The following is a 14,691-nucleotide window of genomic DNA, read 5'->3' as shown; positions in this document are numbered from 1 at the left end:
AAATTGACGTTGAGGGCAACTGATTCTTTTAATTAAGCTAATTATTATTTGCTGTATAACTCTACTATTAATGTTTCGTTTACAGGTACATCTATATCAGCTCTTGCTGGTTCACTTATTACTTTACCTTCGAAGTTTTCTGGATTTCCAGATAACCAGTTTGGTAAAGTTTTTGGATTCTCAGCAAATACTTTGAAAGTTTCGCTAGCTCTGCTCTTTTCTGATACAGTTATAACATCATTTACAGCTACTTGGTAAGAAGGTATATCTACTTTCTTTCCATTTACTAAGAAATGTCCATGAGTCACTAACTGTCTTGCTTCCTTTCTTGAGCTTCCGTAGCCTAATCTATAAACTACATTATCAAGTCTCATTTCAAGAAGCTTTAGTAGAGTTTCACCTGTTATACCCTTTACTCTTTCAGCTTTATCATAATTTATTCTAAACTGCTTTTCTAATAACCCGTATATTCTCTTAGCTTTCTGCTTTTCTCTTAACTGTAATCCATAGTTAGAGATCTTCTTTCTGCTCTGTCCATGTTGTCCTGGTGCATATCCTCTTCTTGCGATAGCACATTTATCTGTAAAACATCTATCTCCTTTAAGGAATAGTTTTAATCCTTCTCTTCTGCAAAGTCTGCAAACTGCTCCAGTATATCTTGCCATTAAAAATTACACCTCCTATTACTATAATATTAGACTCTTCTTCTCTTTGGTGGTCTACAACCATTATGTGGTATTGGAGTAACATCCTTAATTAAAGTTACTTCAAGTCCAGCTGCCTGTAGTGATCTTATAGCCGCTTCCCTACCTGCTCCTGGTCCCTTAACTAAAACTTCTACACTCTTTAAACCGTGTTCCATAGCTGCCTTTGCTGCAGTTTCTGCTGCCATCTGAGCTGCAAACGGAGTACTCTTTCTTGAGCCTCTAAATCCTAAGCCTCCTGCACTTGACCAAGATAATGCATTTCCAACGGCATCAGTTATAGTAACTATAGAATTGTTGAAAGTTGATTGTATGTGAGCACAACCATGTTCAACATTTTTTCTCTCTTTTCTTCTTCTTGTCTTTTTAACTTTTGATCCAGCTGCCATCTTTATCCCTCCTTATTTATTATTAGATCTTATTTCTTCTTTTTGCTAGCAACCATTTTCTTAGGTCCTTTTCTAGTTCTAGCATTTGTCTTAGTTTTCTGACCTCTTACTGGAAGACCTTTTCTATGTCTTATTCCTCTGTAAGATCCTATTTCCATTAATCTCTTTATATCAAGAGCGATATCTCTTCTTAAATCACCCTCAACTGTTAAATTCTTATTTATATAGTCTCTTAATGAGTTTACTTCTTCTTCAGTTAAATCTCTAACTCTTGTGTCTGGATTTACTCCTGTTTCTTTAAGAATTTTATGGGCTGTTGGTAATCCAATTCCATAAATGTAGGTTATGCCTATTTCTATTCTTTTTTCCTTTGGTAGGTCAATACCTGCTATTCTTGCCATTAAAATTTACACCTCCTGAATATCTTCTTTATGAGTAATATGAATTTATTTATATCTAAAGTTTTAGGCCATTAGAAACACTAGCTTCTAATGTCAGCCGCTCCTAAAACATTATTCACTTTAATTAACCCTGTTTTTGCTTATGTTTTGGGTTTTCACAGATAACCATAACTCTGCCTTTTCTTTTAATAACTTTACATTTTTCGCATATAGGTTTAACTGATGGTCTTACTTTCATAGCTAACCCTCCTTATTACTTTGCTCTCCAAGTTATTCTTCCACGTGTTAAATCATATGGAGATAACTCTACAGTGACTTTATCACCTGGTAAAATTTTAATAAAATTCATTCTTAATTTTCCAGAAATATGCGCCAATATCTTATGGCCACTTTCTAGTTCCACTTCGAACATTGCATTAGGTAAAGCTTCTAATACCGTACCCTGCATTTCAATTACATCTTCTTTTGACATAAGGTCTCAAACCTCCTTGTTCATGTCGTGAGACTGCAAAAACTTTCTAATTAATGAATTATTAATTGTATTTCCTGATAATATCAATTCTCTTATTTCTTCTGATAGCATGTTAGTAAAAGACAAGTGCCTTATCTTCTTCTTTTTAGGTTTTTCCATTAGTCTTAAACATCCATCTGAAATATATACATATTCATCGTTCAATTTTCCAACTATTATAAAAAACCTATCCTTATCTCTTCCAGCCTTAGAGTAAACTACCTTGCCTATGTTGTCGTTTTGTTCCAAATTATTCACCTCTACTGACCTAGTGTTAATATTTCTGGTCCATTTTCTAAGATAGCTACTGTATTTTCATAATGAGCAGACAAGCTTTTATCATTTGTTACTACTGTCCATTCATTATCTTCTACAAAAACTTGATATGCGCCTATATTTACCATCGGCTCTATGGCTAGCACCATACCCTTAGTCAATTTTGGTCCTCTTCCAGGTCTACCGAAGTTAGGAACTTCAGGAGCTTCATGCATATCTCTTCCTATACCATGACCAACATAGTCTCTAACAATAGAATATCCAAAACTTTCCACATACATTTGAATTGAGTGTGAAATATCTGTTAATCTATTACCCACTATAGCCTTTTCTATACCTTTGAAAAAACCTTCTCTAGTTACATTAATTAGTTGCTCTGCTTCCTTGGATATATTCCCTACAGCAAATGTTCTTGCCGCATCTCCGTGATATCCATTAAGTATAGCTCCGCAATCTATGCTTATTATATCTCCTTCTTGAAGAATTCTCTCCTTAGAAGGAATTCCATGTACTACTTCGCTATTTACTGATGCACATATGGAAGCTGGGAATCCATGATACCCTTTAAAAGATGGCTTAGCACCTCTTTTTGCAATAAATTCCTCAGCTATTTTATCCAAGTCCGCAGTAGTTATACCAGGCTTTATAACCTCTTGAAGTTTTGCTAGAGTGTCACCCACAACTTTACCTGCTTGCCTCATATATTCAATTTCCATATCATTTTTAATTAATATCATTTACTTTTCGCTCCCCAAAATATCAGAAATATTCTCAAATACTTCTTTTATCTCTCTTGTACCATCTATAGTAGATAATACTTTCTTATCACTATAGTACTGAATTAAAGGTTGCGTCTGCTTTGAATAAACGTCAAGTCTTTCTTTAACTGTTTCCTCTGAATCATCTTTTCTTTGAATTAACTCACTTCCACAAACGTCACACTTTTCCTCAACTTTTGAAGGATTGAATTTTATATGATAACTTGCGCCACATGAATTACAAACTCTTCTTCCAGTCATTCTCTCAAGTATATACTCTTGAGGAACATCTATTAAAAGCGCAGAATTTATGTTTTGATTATCTTCATATAAAAATTTATCTAATGCTTCTGCTTGTGCAACTGTTCTTGGGAATCCATCTAAAAGAAATCCATTCTTACAATCTTCTTGTTGTAATCTGTCCTTCACTAGATCTATAGTTAACTCATCAGGAACTAACTGACCCTTATCCATATAACTCTTCGCCTTTACTCCTAGGGGCGTTTTTTTAGAGATATTTTTTCTAAAAATATCTCCTGTAGATATATGTGGTATGGAATACTTTTCACTTATTAATTTAGCCTGAGTCCCTTTTCCAGCTCCTGGAGGACCTAATAAAATTATATTCAACTAAACCATCTCCAATTATATATTACTTTAAGAATCCTTGATAATGTCTCATAACTAACTGTGATTCTATTTGTCTTACAGCTTCAAGTGCTACACTGACCATTATTAATAATCCTGTACCACCAAAGTAAACTCCTTTAAAAGGAGTACTACTTGCTATAAATATAGGAAGAATAGCTATCATAGCAACAAAACTACCACCTAATATGGATATTTTTGTTAATATCTTATCTATATAGTTAGCAGTTGGATCTCCAGGTCTTATTCCTGGTATGAATCCTGATGATTTATGCATGTTTTCAGCCATTTCATCTGGTTTAAAAGTAACTTGAGTATAAAACCATGTAAAAAATATTACAAGGATAAAATATATAAGCATATACTGCAAGCTTCCTTCTTTAAAGAAACTAAACTTACTTCCTGTAACAAAAGTATAAAATTTAGATTCTGGCCAAATGGCACCTATAGTGGCAGGAAATTGCATAACAGACCCAGCAAATATGATTCCTATAACTCCTGCTGAGTTAACATTAATAGGAATATGAGTCGATTGTCCTTTATACACCCTACCGCCTACAGTCTTACCTGCATATTGAACAGGAATTCTTCTTTCTGCCAAACTCATGATAACTACTGCTATAAATAAAGCTACTGCTAGAGCAGCAAACATTATAACCTGTATAAAGTTTACTTCTTCTACCTTTTGTAATGCAGCAACTTGATATATAGTCTTCGGAATCCCAGATATAATATTGACAAATATTAAAAGTGATATACCATTACCTATACCTTTTACAGTAATCTTATCTCCAAACCACATTAAAAATGTGGATGCTGTCGTTAAAGTAAGAATAATCAAGAACATGTTTAGTCTTGATGGATCTTGTAGTGCTCCAGCTCTTGAAATTATAGCGTACGTACTAAATGCCTGAACTATAGCAAAGAATATAGCTCCATAACGAGTATATTGCTGAATCTTCTTTCTGCCATCTTCTCCTTCTTTAGAAAGTTGTTCTAAAGAAGGTAAAGCAATAGTTAGCAATTGAAAAATAATAGATGAGGTAATATACGGCCCTACACCCATTGCAAATATACTAAAATTACTGAAAGCACCACCAGACATCAAGTCATAAAAGGCAAATAAGTTTCCACCCTGTGAAAGAGCTTGTAACTTAGTTCGATCTATTCCAGGAACAAGGATAAAATTACCCATTCTAAAAAGAGCTAACATAAAAAACGTAAATATTAGTCTCTTTTTTAAATCTGGAACTTTCCAGGCATTACGTAGGGTTGATAACAACTTATATCACCTCAACTTTTCCTCCAGCTGTCTCAATCTTTTCAGCTGCTGCCTTGGAGAACTTTGTAGCTTTTACAGTTAACTTCTTAGTTAATTCGCCGTTTCCAAGAATTTTAACTCCATCGTATACTTTACTTATTACTCCGTTTTCCATTAATACTTCTGGAGTTACTTCTGTTCCATCTTCAAATATGTTTAATCTATCTACATTTATAGTAGCATATTCTTTTGCAAATATGTTCGTAAATCCTCTTTTAGGTAATCTTCTATATAAAGGCATCTGGCCACCTTCAAATCCTGGTCTTACGCCACCGCCTGATCTAGCATTCTGTCCCTTTTCTCCCTTACCTGCATTTCTTCCAAGGCCAGAACCTGTACCTCTTCCGACTCTTTTAGGAGCTTTTCTGGAACCTTCTGCTGGTCTTAATTCGTGAAGTTTCATTATAGTTACACCTCCTCTTTTACTGTACTTCTACTACATCTAAAAGGTAGCTTACCTTATTTATCATTCCTCTGATTTGAGGAGTGTCATCATGTTCAACAGTTTTACCGATCTTCTTTAATCCAAGAGCAGTAACTGTAGCTATTTGGTCTTTTCTTCTACCAATAGTACTCTTTTTTAAAGTAATTTTAAGTTTAGCCAAGGTTATTCCCTCCTAACCTAAGATCTCTTCAACGGTTTTTCCTCTTAGCTTAGCTATTTGCTCAGCTGTTCTTCCTCTTGATAAACCGTCGATAGTTGCATTAACCATGTTTCTTGGGTTATTGGAACCTAAAGATTTTGCTCTAACATCTTTTAATCCTGCTAGTTCAAGTACCGCTCTAACTGGACCCCCAGCTATAACTCCTGTACCTTCTTTAGATTTCATTATAAGTACTCTTCCTGTACCGAATTTACCTTCTATATTATGTGGAACTGTAGTTCCTACCATTGCAACTTCCACTAAATTCTTCTTTGCATCTTCTATTCCTTTTCTAATTGCTTCAGGTATTTCTATAGATTTTCCCATACCTACGCCTACATGACCATTTTCGTCTCCTACTACAACGAGGGCGCTAAATCTAAAGTTTCTACCACCTTTAACAACCTTAGCAACTCTATTAATAAAAACTACTTTTTCTTTTAAGTTTAAAGTGCTAGGATCTATTCTCATTTATTTCCCTCCTTTATTAGAATTGTAAACCTGCTTCTCTTGCACCTTCTGCAAGTTGTTGCACTCTTCCGTGATAAATGTATCCGCCTCTATCAAATACTACTTTAGTGATTCCTTTTTCTAAAGCTTTCTTCGCTACGGATTCTCCTACTAACTTAGCTCCTTCTTTATTGCTTCCAACTGCGTTGAATTCTTTTTCTAAACTGGAAGCTGAAACTAAAGTTACTCCATTTATGTCATCTACTATCTGAGCATATATGTTCTTTTCGCTTCTATATACCGCAAGTCTTGGCATTTCAGGAGTTCCAAAAACCTTTTTACGAACTCTTATGTGACGTCTCACTCTTGCTTCTTGTCTGCCTTGCTTATTAATCATTGAAACTCACTCCTTTCTTATTATTTCTTACCAGTCTTACCTTCCTTACGTCTAATAACTTCGTTATCATACTTAATACCTTTTCCTTTGTAAGGTTCAGGTTTTCTCCAGCTTCTTATATCAGCAGCAACGTTTCCTACCTTTTGCTTATCTATACCGCTAACTATTACTTTGTTATTTCCTTCAACCTGGAATTGAACACCTTCTACTGGATCTATTTCAACTGGATGTGAGAATCCTAAGCTCATTACTAACTTACTTCCCTGTACCTGAGCTCTATAACCTACACCAACTAATTCTAAAGTCTTTTTGTATCCTTCAGTTACTCCAATAATCATATTATTGATTAAAGCTCTTGTTAATCCATGAAGAGCTCTGTTTTGTTTCTGATCATTATTTCTTGTTACTACAACAGAATTATCTTCAACAGCTATATTAATAGCAGTGTTCATAGCTTTAACAAGTTCACCCTTTGGTCCTTTTACAGTAACAACGTTGTCTGGTGTTACTGAGAAAGTTACACCATTAGGTATAGCTATTGGAAGTCTACCAATTCTTGACATAATTACACCTCCTGTTTCCTAATTACCATATGTAGCAAAGAACTTCTCCGCCTACAGCTAATTTTCTTGCTTCTCTATCTGTAACTATTCCTTTTGAAGTTGATACGATAGCTACTCCTAATCCATTCAACACTCTAGGAATCTCTTCTTTTCTGCAATATACTCTTAATCCTGGTTTTGATATTCTCTTTAAACCAGTAATAGTTTTTTCTTTGTTCTGACCATATTTCATTGTCACTTTTAACATTGGAACTGATCCGTCAGTATATTCCTCAACGTTCTTTATATATCCTTCTTGTAACATTATGTTTGCAATAGCCTTCTTTATAGTTGAAGAAGGTATTTCTACAGTTTCATGTTTAACTATGTTTGCGTTTCTTATACGAGTTAATAAATCAGCAATTGGGTCAGTCATTACCATTTAATGTGCCTCCTTTCCTATTCTATATTACCAGCTAGCTTTCTTGCATCCTGGTATTTGTCCTTTATATGCAAGTTCTCTAAAGCAAATACGGCATATACCAAATTTTCTTAGCACAGCATGTGGTCTACCACATATTCTACATCTTGTATAAGCTCTAGTGGAATACTTAGGTTCTTTTTTCCATTTTTCTATCAAAGCTTTACGTGCCACAGTTTTCCCTCCTTAATTACTGAACAAACGGCATTCCAAGGAATCTTAATAATTCCCTAGCTTCCTCGTCAGTCTTTGCAGTAGTTACAAATGTTATATCCATTCCTCTAACTTTATCAATTTTATCATATTCAATTTCTGGGAATATTAATTGCTCTTTAAGTCCTAATGAATAATTTCCTCTACCGTCAAAAGACTTATCAGAAATTCCTCTAAAGTCTCTAACTCTTGGAAGAGCTACATTCATTAACTTATCTGCAAATTCATACATTGTATTCTTTCTTAATGTTACCTTGCATCCTATTGCCATGTTTTCTCTTATTTTAAAGTTAGCAATAGACTTTTTAGCTCTTGTTAATATTGGCTTTTGACCTGCTATTATAGTTAAATCACTAATAGCTGATTCTAATACCTTCTGATTGTCCTTAGCTTCTCCAATACCCATGTTAATAACTATCTTATCAAGCTTTGGAACTTCCATTATATTTTTATATCCGAACTTTTCCATTAAAGCTGGTACAACTTCTTTTTCATACTTTTCTTGTAATCTTGGATTCATTAAGTAAACCTCCTTTCAAGATTAGAATGTTTCTCCACACTTTTTACAAACTCTTACTTTAGTTCCATCATCTAATAATTTATGACTTATTCTTGTTACTGATTTGCACTTTGTGCAGTATAACATAACTTTGGAACTATATATAGGTGCTTCTTTATGAACTATTCCACCCTGCATATTCTCTTTGCTTGGTTTTTGATGTTTTGTAATTAAATTAACACCCTTAACTAATACTTTGTTAGTCTTAGGTAATACACTTACAACTTCACCTATCTTACCTTTATCTTTACCAGATATAACCATTACAGTGTCCTGTTTTCTAACATGTATTTTATTCTGCATTCAAGTCACCTCCCTATCCTATAGAACTTCAGGTGCTAAGGATAAAATTTTTGTAAATTCTTTGTCTCTTATCTCTCTAGCTACAGGTCCAAAGATACGAGTACCCTTTGGCTGCTTATCATCTTTTATTATAACAGCCGCATTTTCATCAAATCTTATATATGATCCGTCTGCTCTTCTTAATCCTTTAACAGATCTTACTATAACGGCTTTAACTACTTCACCTTTTTTAACAACACCGCCTGGTGTTGCACTTTTAACACTAGCAACGATTATATCGCCTATGTTACCCCATTTTCTTTTTGATCCACCTAATACTCTAATACACATTATTTCTTTAGCACCAGAGTTATCTGCAACTTTTAGTATAGTTTGCTGCTGAATCATTCAAATACCCTCCTTTCAGCCTTTGTAACTATTATTTTGCCTTTTCTACTATTTCTACAAGTCTCCATCTTTTATCTTTAGATAATGGTCTAGTTTCCATTATTACTACTCTATCATTCATCTTTGCTTCATTATTTTCATCATGAGCTTTAAATTTAGTTGTTCTATTAATTGTCTTTCCGTATAATGGATGACGAACTTTTGTTTCAACTGCAACAACTATTGTTTTATCCATTTTATCAGAAACAACTCTACCTAATCTTGTCTTTCTTAATTTTCTTTCCACAGGATGAACCTCCTCTCAATTACTGCTCAATAGTCCTTAGTTCTGCTTCTCTAAGGATGGTTTTAATCTGGGCTATAGATTTTTTAACTTCTCTTATTCTCATTGGGTTTTCTAATTGGCCAGTAGCTAATTGAAATCTTAGGTTAAATAATTCGCCCTTAAGGTCATTTAATTTACCCTCTAAATCTTGTGGGGTGTTTCTTAATTCCTGTAATTCTTTAGCCTTCATTGATTTCACCACCCATTTCCTCAAAATCTGATCTTTTTACAAATTTAGTTGATACAGGTAGTTTGTGTGCTGCAAGTCTCATAGCCTCTCTAGCAACCTTTTCATCTACACCTGTTAATTCAAATAAAACTCTACCTGGTTTTATAACTGCTACCCAGTACTCTGGTGAACCTTTACCGGAACCCATACGTGTTTCGGCTGGCTTTTCAGTAACTGGTTTATCTGGGAAAATCTTTATCCAAAGTTTTCCTCCTCTTTTTATATATCTATTTATAGCTATTCTGGCTGATTCTATCTGATTGCTAGTAATCCAACCACATTCAGTAGCTTGTAAACCGTAATCACCATAAGCTATAAAGTTTCCTCTTGTAGCCTTACCCTTCATTCTACCGCGTTGTACTTTACGATGTTTAACCCTTTTAGGCATTAACATGTCATATTCCTCCTTCCCTATGCATTAACTTCTTCCTTTGTTTCTTTTTTAACTGGAAGAACTTCACCTCTATATACCCAAACTTTTATTCCTATTTTACCATATGTAGTATCTGCTTCAGCAAATCCATAATCGATATCAGCTCTTAATGTCTGAAGTGGAATTGTGCCTTCATGATACTGTTCAGTTCTAGCTATATCTGCTCCACCAAGTCTTCCTGAGCAAGCAGTCTTAACACCCTTAACTCCTGATTTCATTGCTCTTTGTATAGTTTGTTTCATAGCTCTTCTAAAAGATATTCTCTTTTCTAACTGCTGAGCAACATTTTCAGCCATTAACTGTGCATTTGTTTCTGCATTTTTAACTTCTACTATATTTATTAATATATTTTTATCATCTCTTACAAACTTCTTAAGTTCGTTTCTTAAAGCATCTATCCCTGAACCACCCTTACCAATTATCATTCCTGGTTTAGCAGTATAGATGTTTAATTTAACTCTTTTTGCAGCTCTTTCTATTTCTATTTTTGAGATTCCAGCAGCATAAGATTTTTTCTTTACGAATTCTCTTATACTATTGTCTTCTACTAAGTTATCTGCAAAATTCTTCTTATCAGAATACCATTTAGCATCCCAATCTTTAATAACTCCAACTCTTAAGCCGTGTGGATGTACTTTCTGACCCATCTGTTTCCCTCCTTCTTTTTAAGCTCTTTCTTTAACAACTAATGTTATATGACTAGTTCTTTTAAGTATTCTAAAAGCTCTACCTTGTGCATGAGGTTGAAATCTCTTTAATACAGGTCCCTGACAAGCGTAAGCTTCTGCTACAAATAATGTATTTATATCTAAGTTTAAATTATTTTCTGCATTTGCTACAGCTGATTTTAAAACTTTTTCTACAACTACAGCTGCTCTTTTAGGAGTATATTTTAATATAGCAAAGGCCTCATTTACATTCTTATCTCTTATTAAATCAAGAACTATACCCACTTTCATTGGGGACATTCTTACATATTTAGCTATTGCTTTAGCTTCCATTTATTATTACCTCCTTCCCGCATTATCTAACAGAACTTGACTTAGCTGTCTTATCTACGTGACCCCTATAAGTTCTTGTTAGAGCAAATTCTCCTAATTTATGTCCTACCATATCTTCAGTAACATATACAGGAACATGCTTTCTTCCATCATGCACTGCTATAGTATGACCAATCATCTGTGGGAAAATAGTTGAACTTCTAGACCAAGTCTTTACAACTTTCTTTTCTCCATTTTTGTTCATTTCATTTATTTTCATTAAAAGTCCCTCATGTATAAAAGGTCCTTTTTTAACAGATCTACTCAAATTTATTGGCCTCCCTTCATATAACCGTTATAATAATCTTTGAAGAGAATAAAAATATTCTCTTCAAATTATTTAGTTCTTTTCTTAACAATAAGTCTGTCTGAATATTTCTTATGTTTTCTAGTTTTGTATCCAAGAGCTGGTTTACCCCATGGAGTCATTGGGCTTGCGTGTCCGACTGGTGATTTACCTTCACCACCACCGTGTGGATGGTCATTAGGATTCATTACAGAACCTCTAACTGTAGGTCTGAAACCCTTATGTCTTGTTCTTCCAGCTTTACCTATGTTAATTATATCATTAGTTAAATTTGATACTGTTCCTATAGTAGCTCTACATTCTACTCTAACGTATCTCATTTCTCCACTTGGAAGTCTTAAAGTTGCATAGTCTCCTTCTTTAGCCATTAACTGTGCAGAACTTCCTGCTGCTCTTACAAGCTGAGCACCTTTTCCTCTTGCTAATTCTACATTATGAACAATTGTACCTACTGGTATGTTCTTTAATGGCAAGCAGTTTCCTACTTTTATATCAGCTTCTGGTCCTGATACAATTGTATCCCCTACTTTTAATCCGTGTGGAGCAACTATGTATCTTTTTTCACCATCAGCATATACCACTAATGCTATAAACGCTGTTCTATTTGGATCATATTCTACGCTAGAAACCTTCGCTGGAATTCCATCCTTATTTCTCTTGAAGTCTATTAATCTATATTTTCTCTTTGCACCGCCACCACGATGACGAACAGTTATTTTACCGGTATTATTTCTACCACCTGTTTTACTTAAAGAAACTAATAATGACTTTTCTGGCTCATTTGTTGTAATTTCTTCAAAAGTGCTCATAGTCATCTGTCTTCTACTTGGAGTGGTAGGTCTAAATGTTTTAACTGCCATTTGTAAACCTCCATTTCTTAGCTTATCTGGCTTATAGCCAATAACGCTTTAATTTAATATTACATTCCTTCGAAGAATTCTATAGCTTTACTATCTTGAGCTAGTTTAACTACAGCTTTCTTGTAATCAGGTCTCTTTCCAAAGTGTACTCCAACTCTCTTGTTCTTTCCAAGAATGTTTGCAGTTCTCACTTCTTCTACTTTTACACCAAATACTGCTTCAACAGCTGTTTTTATTTGGCACTTATTAGCATGCTTATCTACGATAAAGGTGTACTGCTTTTCTCCCATAGAAGCCATACTTTTTTCAGTTATAACAGGTCTTCTTATTATATCATAATTTGTTAGCTTCATTATGCATACACCTCCTCAACTTTAGATACAGCATCCTTAGTTATTATAAACTTCTCATATTTTAAAATATCATATACATTTAAATTGTTTACTGGAATAACTGCTACTCCTTCAATGTTTCTAGCTGATTTATAAACATTTCCGTTTGATTCAGCTGTAACAATCAAAGTCTTTTTAGCTTCAAAAGCCTTTAACATAGCAATCATTTCCTTAGTCTTTGGAGCTTCTAATTCAAGGTTTTCTAATACTATCATGCTATTATCTTTAACTTTAGCAGATAAAGCTGATTTCATAGCAACTCTTCTCATTGACTTTGGAATTGAAACTCTATAACTTCTTGGCTTTGGAGCAAAAACAATACCTCCGTGTATCCATTGTGGAGATCTTGTTGATCCTTGTCTTGCTCTACCAGTTCCTTTTTGTCTCCAAGGCTTTATTCCGCCTCCAGAAACTTCTGCTCTTGTCTTTGCAGACTGAGTTCCTTGTCTTTTATTAGCTAATTGAGCTACAACTACTTGATGTAATGCATACTCATTAATTTCAGTAGCAAATATGTTATCTGCTAATTGAACATCTCCAACCTTTTGACCTTGTTTGTTAAATAATCCTACTGTAGGCATTCTGCATCCTCCTTTCTACAAAAATTAAGCTTTAACGCTATTTCTTATTACCACAAAACCTTTATTTGGTCCTGGTACTCCGCCCTTAATCAAGATTATATTCTTTTCTGGCATAATCTTAACAACTTCTAAGTTTAATACAGTTGTATTTCTGTTTCCCATGTGTCCAGGCATCTTCTTGTTCTTGAAAGTTCTTGATGGATCTGAAGAAGCTCCCATGGAACCTACTGATCTATGGAATTTAGAACCGTGTGTCATTGGCCCTCTGTGACCATTCCATCTCTTTATTGTACCTTGGAATCCCTTACCCTTAGAAACTCCAGACACATCAACCTTATCTCCTGCTACAAATAAATCTGCCTTTAATTCCTGTCCTACTTGATAATCATTGGAATCTTCTAATTTGAATTCCTTTAATAATCTCTTGGATTCTACTCCTGCTTTGCTGAAGTGACCCTTTAATGGCTTATTTACTAGCTTTTCTTTTATTACACCATATCCTACCTGTATAGCCTCATAACCATCTTTTTCAACAGTTTTCTTCTGAGTAACTACACATGGACCTGCTTCAATTACTGTTACAGGAACCACCTTGTTATTTTCATCAAATATCTGAGTCATTCCAAGCTTTTTACCTATTATAGCTTTTTTCAATTGTTACACCTCCTCAACATATTAGCGGACCACATTATTTTTATGCAGTCATAATAGTTCGTAATAGTAAAATCTATTACAATTATAATTTTATTTCAATATCAACGCCTGCTGGTAAATCTAATCTCATTAACGCATCAACAGTCTTTGGTGATGGGCTAAGGATATCAATTAATCTCTTATGAGTTCTAATTTCAAACTGCTCTCTTGAGTCCTTATATTTATGTGGAGCTCTCAATACAGTAACAACATCCTTTTCTGTTGGTAGTGGCACTGGTCCTGCTACCTTTGCTCCTGATGTCTTAGCAGTTTCTACAATTTTTTGAGCTGATTGATCTAATATTGTGTGATCAAACGCTTTTAATCTAATTCTAATTTTTTGCTTTGCCATTTAATTTCCCTCCTTTTTTCCTGCACGCTTTACTTCATACGTACAACAGCGGATATATTCTGTAAACTGCTCCGGGTGTTGCATTAAACATCCCAACAAAACACATCACAAAATAACCGTCGCCTGGTTCTAGACCAAAACTAACTAGGTTAAGAATTACCCGGAAGTCCGGCAACCTCTTACCTCATCGCTGTTATCACAATACAACTTCTATAGTATACACTACTTCTTTAAAATTGACAAGTATTTTTTTTATTTTGTATAACAGCCCAATTTATGTTATATATCTACACTTTATAAAAAAGAAGAGTGTTTTACACTCTTCTTTTGCTATGCATAGCTAAAGTATATACTTTTAATAAAAAAATTTCAACATTTTTTTATTATTCTTCTATTGTAGTAACAACACCTGAACCTACTGTTCTTCCACCTTCTCTGATAGCGAATCTTAATCCTTCATCCATAGCTATTGGAGTGATTAATTCAACTTTCATG

31 protein-coding genes are annotated in these 14,691 nt (G+C 34.2%); all 31 read right to left on the bottom strand.

Going from position 1 to position 14,691, the window contains the following annotated elements; translation table 11 throughout:
* Positions 1–44: 44 nt before the first annotated feature.
* Positions 45–665, bottom strand: a complete 621-nt coding sequence (rpsD, locus tag CRN98_RS09695; RefSeq protein WP_097027223.1) for a 30S ribosomal protein S4 — start codon at positions 663–665, stop codon at positions 45–47.
* Positions 666–694: 29 nt separating this feature from the next.
* Entirely contained in the window at positions 695–1,093 is a 399-nt protein-coding gene (gene rpsK, locus CRN98_RS09690; protein ID WP_035306494.1) for a 30S ribosomal protein S11, read from the bottom strand.
* A gap of 29 nt (positions 1,094–1,122) precedes the next feature.
* Positions 1,123–1,494 carry a 30S ribosomal protein S13 gene (rpsM, locus tag CRN98_RS09685; protein ID WP_097027222.1) on the bottom strand — a complete coding sequence of 124 codons (372 nt, stop codon included), beginning with the start codon at positions 1,492–1,494 and terminating at the stop codon, positions 1,123–1,125.
* A gap of 124 nt (positions 1,495–1,618) precedes the next feature.
* Positions 1,619–1,732, bottom strand: a complete 114-nt coding sequence (gene rpmJ / locus CRN98_RS09680) for a 50S ribosomal protein L36 (protein WP_003373491.1) — start codon at positions 1,730–1,732, stop codon at positions 1,619–1,621.
* A 15-nt stretch (positions 1,733–1,747) separates the two neighbouring features.
* Complete coding sequence (gene infA, locus CRN98_RS09675; RefSeq protein ID WP_035306489.1) at positions 1,748–1,966, bottom strand: translation initiation factor IF-1; 219 nt, start codon at positions 1,964–1,966, stop codon at positions 1,748–1,750.
* Between the two features lie 6 nt (positions 1,967–1,972).
* On the bottom strand, positions 1,973–2,263 hold the full coding sequence (locus CRN98_RS09670) for an RNA-binding protein (RefSeq protein ID WP_423237097.1): 291 nt from the start codon (positions 2,261–2,263) through the stop codon (positions 1,973–1,975).
* A gap of 2 nt (positions 2,264–2,265) precedes the next feature.
* On the bottom strand, positions 2,266–3,018 hold the full coding sequence (gene map, locus CRN98_RS09665; protein WP_097027220.1) for a type I methionyl aminopeptidase: 753 nt from the start codon (positions 3,016–3,018) through the stop codon (positions 2,266–2,268).
* Entirely contained in the window at positions 3,019–3,669 is a 651-nt protein-coding gene (locus CRN98_RS09660) for an adenylate kinase (RefSeq protein ID WP_097027219.1), read from the bottom strand.
* A gap of 22 nt (positions 3,670–3,691) precedes the next feature.
* Entirely contained in the window at positions 3,692–4,969 is a 1,278-nt protein-coding gene (gene secY / locus CRN98_RS09655; RefSeq protein WP_097027218.1) for a preprotein translocase subunit SecY, read from the bottom strand.
* A 1-nt stretch (position 4,970) separates the two neighbouring features.
* The gene (rplO, locus tag CRN98_RS09650; RefSeq protein WP_035306474.1) at positions 4,971–5,411 is read right to left on the bottom strand and encodes a 50S ribosomal protein L15; all 441 of its coding nucleotides are present in this window, start codon (positions 5,409–5,411) and stop codon (positions 4,971–4,973) included.
* Positions 5,412–5,430: 19 nt separating this feature from the next.
* A complete protein-coding gene (gene rpmD, locus CRN98_RS09645) occupies positions 5,431–5,613 on the bottom strand; it encodes a 50S ribosomal protein L30 (protein WP_097027217.1) in 183 nt (60 codons plus the stop codon).
* Positions 5,614–5,625: 12 nt separating this feature from the next.
* Complete coding sequence (rpsE, locus tag CRN98_RS09640) at positions 5,626–6,123, bottom strand: 30S ribosomal protein S5 (RefSeq protein WP_097027216.1); 498 nt, start codon at positions 6,121–6,123, stop codon at positions 5,626–5,628.
* A 16-nt stretch (positions 6,124–6,139) separates the two neighbouring features.
* Complete coding sequence (gene rplR / locus CRN98_RS09635; RefSeq protein ID WP_097027215.1) at positions 6,140–6,499, bottom strand: 50S ribosomal protein L18; 360 nt, start codon at positions 6,497–6,499, stop codon at positions 6,140–6,142.
* A 20-nt stretch (positions 6,500–6,519) separates the two neighbouring features.
* Complete coding sequence (rplF, locus tag CRN98_RS09630) at positions 6,520–7,062, bottom strand: 50S ribosomal protein L6 (RefSeq protein ID WP_097027214.1); 543 nt, start codon at positions 7,060–7,062, stop codon at positions 6,520–6,522.
* Between the two features lie 22 nt (positions 7,063–7,084).
* Entirely contained in the window at positions 7,085–7,483 is a 399-nt protein-coding gene (rpsH, locus tag CRN98_RS09625; RefSeq protein ID WP_035306457.1) for a 30S ribosomal protein S8, read from the bottom strand.
* Between the two features lie 27 nt (positions 7,484–7,510).
* Positions 7,511–7,696 (bottom strand): type Z 30S ribosomal protein S14, encoded by a 186-nt coding sequence (locus tag CRN98_RS09620; RefSeq protein ID WP_035306453.1) that lies wholly within the window; start codon positions 7,694–7,696, stop codon positions 7,511–7,513.
* Positions 7,697–7,712: 16 nt separating this feature from the next.
* Positions 7,713–8,255 carry a 50S ribosomal protein L5 gene (gene rplE, locus CRN98_RS09615; protein ID WP_097027213.1) on the bottom strand — a complete coding sequence of 181 codons (543 nt, stop codon included), beginning with the start codon at positions 8,253–8,255 and terminating at the stop codon, positions 7,713–7,715.
* A gap of 21 nt (positions 8,256–8,276) precedes the next feature.
* On the bottom strand, positions 8,277–8,597 hold the full coding sequence (gene rplX, locus CRN98_RS09610) for a 50S ribosomal protein L24 (RefSeq protein ID WP_035306447.1): 321 nt from the start codon (positions 8,595–8,597) through the stop codon (positions 8,277–8,279).
* A gap of 18 nt (positions 8,598–8,615) precedes the next feature.
* Complete coding sequence (gene rplN, locus CRN98_RS09605) at positions 8,616–8,984, bottom strand: 50S ribosomal protein L14 (protein ID WP_035306444.1); 369 nt, start codon at positions 8,982–8,984, stop codon at positions 8,616–8,618.
* Positions 8,985–9,015: 31 nt separating this feature from the next.
* On the bottom strand, positions 9,016–9,270 hold the full coding sequence (rpsQ, locus tag CRN98_RS09600) for a 30S ribosomal protein S17 (protein WP_097027212.1): 255 nt from the start codon (positions 9,268–9,270) through the stop codon (positions 9,016–9,018).
* 19 nt (positions 9,271–9,289) lie between these two features.
* Positions 9,290–9,499 (bottom strand): 50S ribosomal protein L29, encoded by a 210-nt coding sequence (rpmC, locus tag CRN98_RS09595; protein WP_097027211.1) that lies wholly within the window; start codon positions 9,497–9,499, stop codon positions 9,290–9,292.
* Complete coding sequence (gene rplP, locus CRN98_RS09590) at positions 9,489–9,932, bottom strand: 50S ribosomal protein L16 (protein WP_097027210.1); 444 nt, start codon at positions 9,930–9,932, stop codon at positions 9,489–9,491. Before rplP ends, rpmC begins: the two co-directional genes overlap by 11 nt.
* 17 nt (positions 9,933–9,949) lie before the next feature.
* Complete coding sequence (gene rpsC, locus CRN98_RS09585) at positions 9,950–10,618, bottom strand: 30S ribosomal protein S3 (RefSeq protein WP_097027209.1); 669 nt, start codon at positions 10,616–10,618, stop codon at positions 9,950–9,952.
* Between the two features lie 18 nt (positions 10,619–10,636).
* Positions 10,637–10,972: a 50S ribosomal protein L22 gene (gene rplV, locus CRN98_RS09580; RefSeq protein ID WP_097027208.1), complete on the bottom strand. Its 336-nt coding sequence runs from the start codon at positions 10,970–10,972 to the stop codon at positions 10,637–10,639.
* A gap of 22 nt (positions 10,973–10,994) precedes the next feature.
* The gene (rpsS, locus tag CRN98_RS09575; RefSeq protein ID WP_097027207.1) at positions 10,995–11,279 is read right to left on the bottom strand and encodes a 30S ribosomal protein S19; all 285 of its coding nucleotides are present in this window, start codon (positions 11,277–11,279) and stop codon (positions 10,995–10,997) included.
* A 68-nt stretch (positions 11,280–11,347) separates the two neighbouring features.
* Entirely contained in the window at positions 11,348–12,178 is an 831-nt protein-coding gene (gene rplB, locus CRN98_RS09570; protein WP_097027206.1) for a 50S ribosomal protein L2, read from the bottom strand.
* 59 nt (positions 12,179–12,237) lie between these two features.
* Positions 12,238–12,531: a 50S ribosomal protein L23 gene (gene rplW / locus CRN98_RS09565; RefSeq protein WP_035306421.1), complete on the bottom strand. Its 294-nt coding sequence runs from the start codon at positions 12,529–12,531 to the stop codon at positions 12,238–12,240.
* The gene (rplD, locus tag CRN98_RS09560; protein WP_097027205.1) at positions 12,531–13,151 is read right to left on the bottom strand and encodes a 50S ribosomal protein L4; all 621 of its coding nucleotides are present in this window, start codon (positions 13,149–13,151) and stop codon (positions 12,531–12,533) included. Before rplD ends, rplW begins: the two co-directional genes overlap by 1 nt.
* Positions 13,152–13,175: 24 nt before the next feature.
* Positions 13,176–13,805: a 50S ribosomal protein L3 gene (rplC, locus tag CRN98_RS09555; RefSeq protein WP_097027204.1), complete on the bottom strand. Its 630-nt coding sequence runs from the start codon at positions 13,803–13,805 to the stop codon at positions 13,176–13,178.
* Positions 13,806–13,887: 82 nt separating this feature from the next.
* Positions 13,888–14,196, bottom strand: a complete 309-nt coding sequence (gene rpsJ / locus CRN98_RS09550; protein WP_097027203.1) for a 30S ribosomal protein S10 — start codon at positions 14,194–14,196, stop codon at positions 13,888–13,890.
* A 383-nt stretch (positions 14,197–14,579) separates the two neighbouring features.
* Positions 14,580–14,691: EF-Tu C-terminal domain-related protein (locus CRN98_RS09545; protein WP_479723515.1), on the bottom strand; the 112-nt coding region annotated here is incomplete at its 5' end.

Source organism: Clostridium peptidivorans (assembly GCF_900205925.1).
In the GTDB taxonomy this organism is placed as follows: domain Bacteria; phylum Bacillota; class Clostridia; order Clostridiales; family Clostridiaceae; genus Clostridium_AK; species Clostridium_AK peptidivorans.
This window is presented reverse-complemented; position numbering and strand designations above follow the sequence as displayed.

Excerpts from the sequence above, each read along its gene's own strand:
- rpmC (WP_097027211.1), bottom strand. The coding sequence starts at position 9,499 with ATGAAGGCTAAAGAATTACAGGAATTAAGAAACACCCCACAAGATTTA.
- rpsM (WP_097027222.1), bottom strand. The coding sequence starts at position 1,494 with ATGGCAAGAATAGCAGGTATTGACCTACCAAAGGAAAAAAGAATAGAA.
- rplO (WP_035306474.1), bottom strand. The coding sequence starts at position 5,411 with ATGAAACTTCACGAATTAAGACCAGCAGAAGGTTCCAGAAAAGCTCCT.
- map (WP_097027220.1), bottom strand. The coding sequence starts at position 3,018 with ATGATATTAATTAAAAATGATATGGAAATTGAATATATGAGGCAAGCA.
- rpmJ (WP_003373491.1), bottom strand. The coding sequence starts at position 1,732 with ATGAAAGTAAGACCATCAGTTAAACCTATATGCGAAAAATGTAAAGTT.
- rpsD (WP_097027223.1), bottom strand. The coding sequence starts at position 665 with ATGGCAAGATATACTGGAGCAGTTTGCAGACTTTGCAGAAGAGAAGGA.
- rplD (WP_097027205.1), bottom strand. The coding sequence starts at position 13,151 with ATGCCTACAGTAGGATTATTTAACAAACAAGGTCAAAAGGTTGGAGAT.
- rplR (WP_097027215.1), bottom strand. The coding sequence starts at position 6,499 with ATGATTAATAAGCAAGGCAGACAAGAAGCAAGAGTGAGACGTCACATA.
- rpsH (WP_035306457.1), bottom strand. The coding sequence starts at position 7,483 with ATGGTAATGACTGACCCAATTGCTGATTTATTAACTCGTATAAGAAAC.
- infA (WP_035306489.1), bottom strand. The coding sequence starts at position 1,966 with ATGTCAAAAGAAGATGTAATTGAAATGCAGGGTACGGTATTAGAAGCT.
- rplB (WP_097027206.1), bottom strand. The coding sequence starts at position 12,178 with ATGGCAGTTAAAACATTTAGACCTACCACTCCAAGTAGAAGACAGATG.
- rplV (WP_097027208.1), bottom strand. The coding sequence starts at position 10,972 with ATGGAAGCTAAAGCAATAGCTAAATATGTAAGAATGTCCCCAATGAAA.
- rpsC (WP_097027209.1), bottom strand. The coding sequence starts at position 10,618 with ATGGGTCAGAAAGTACATCCACACGGCTTAAGAGTTGGAGTTATTAAA.
- rplN (WP_035306444.1), bottom strand. The coding sequence starts at position 8,984 with ATGATTCAGCAGCAAACTATACTAAAAGTTGCAGATAACTCTGGTGCT.
- rpsK (WP_035306494.1), bottom strand. The coding sequence starts at position 1,093 with ATGGCAGCTGGATCAAAAGTTAAAAAGACAAGAAGAAGAAAAGAGAGA.
- rplE (WP_097027213.1), bottom strand. The coding sequence starts at position 8,255 with ATGAATCCAAGATTACAAGAAAAGTATGAAAAAGAAGTTGTACCAGCT.
- rplW (WP_035306421.1), bottom strand. The coding sequence starts at position 12,531 with ATGAAGCTAACAAATTATGATATAATAAGAAGACCTGTTATAACTGAA.
- rplF (WP_097027214.1), bottom strand. The coding sequence starts at position 7,062 with ATGTCAAGAATTGGTAGACTTCCAATAGCTATACCTAATGGTGTAACT.
- rplP (WP_097027210.1), bottom strand. The coding sequence starts at position 9,932 with ATGTTAATGCCTAAAAGGGTTAAACATCGTAAAGTACAACGCGGTAGA.
- rpsJ (WP_097027203.1), bottom strand. The coding sequence starts at position 14,196 with ATGGCAAAGCAAAAAATTAGAATTAGATTAAAAGCGTTTGATCACACA.
- rplX (WP_035306447.1), bottom strand. The coding sequence starts at position 8,597 with ATGCAGAATAAAATACATGTTAGAAAACAGGACACTGTAATGGTTATA.
- rpsE (WP_097027216.1), bottom strand. The coding sequence starts at position 6,123 with ATGAGAATAGATCCTAGCACTTTAAACTTAAAAGAAAAAGTAGTTTTT.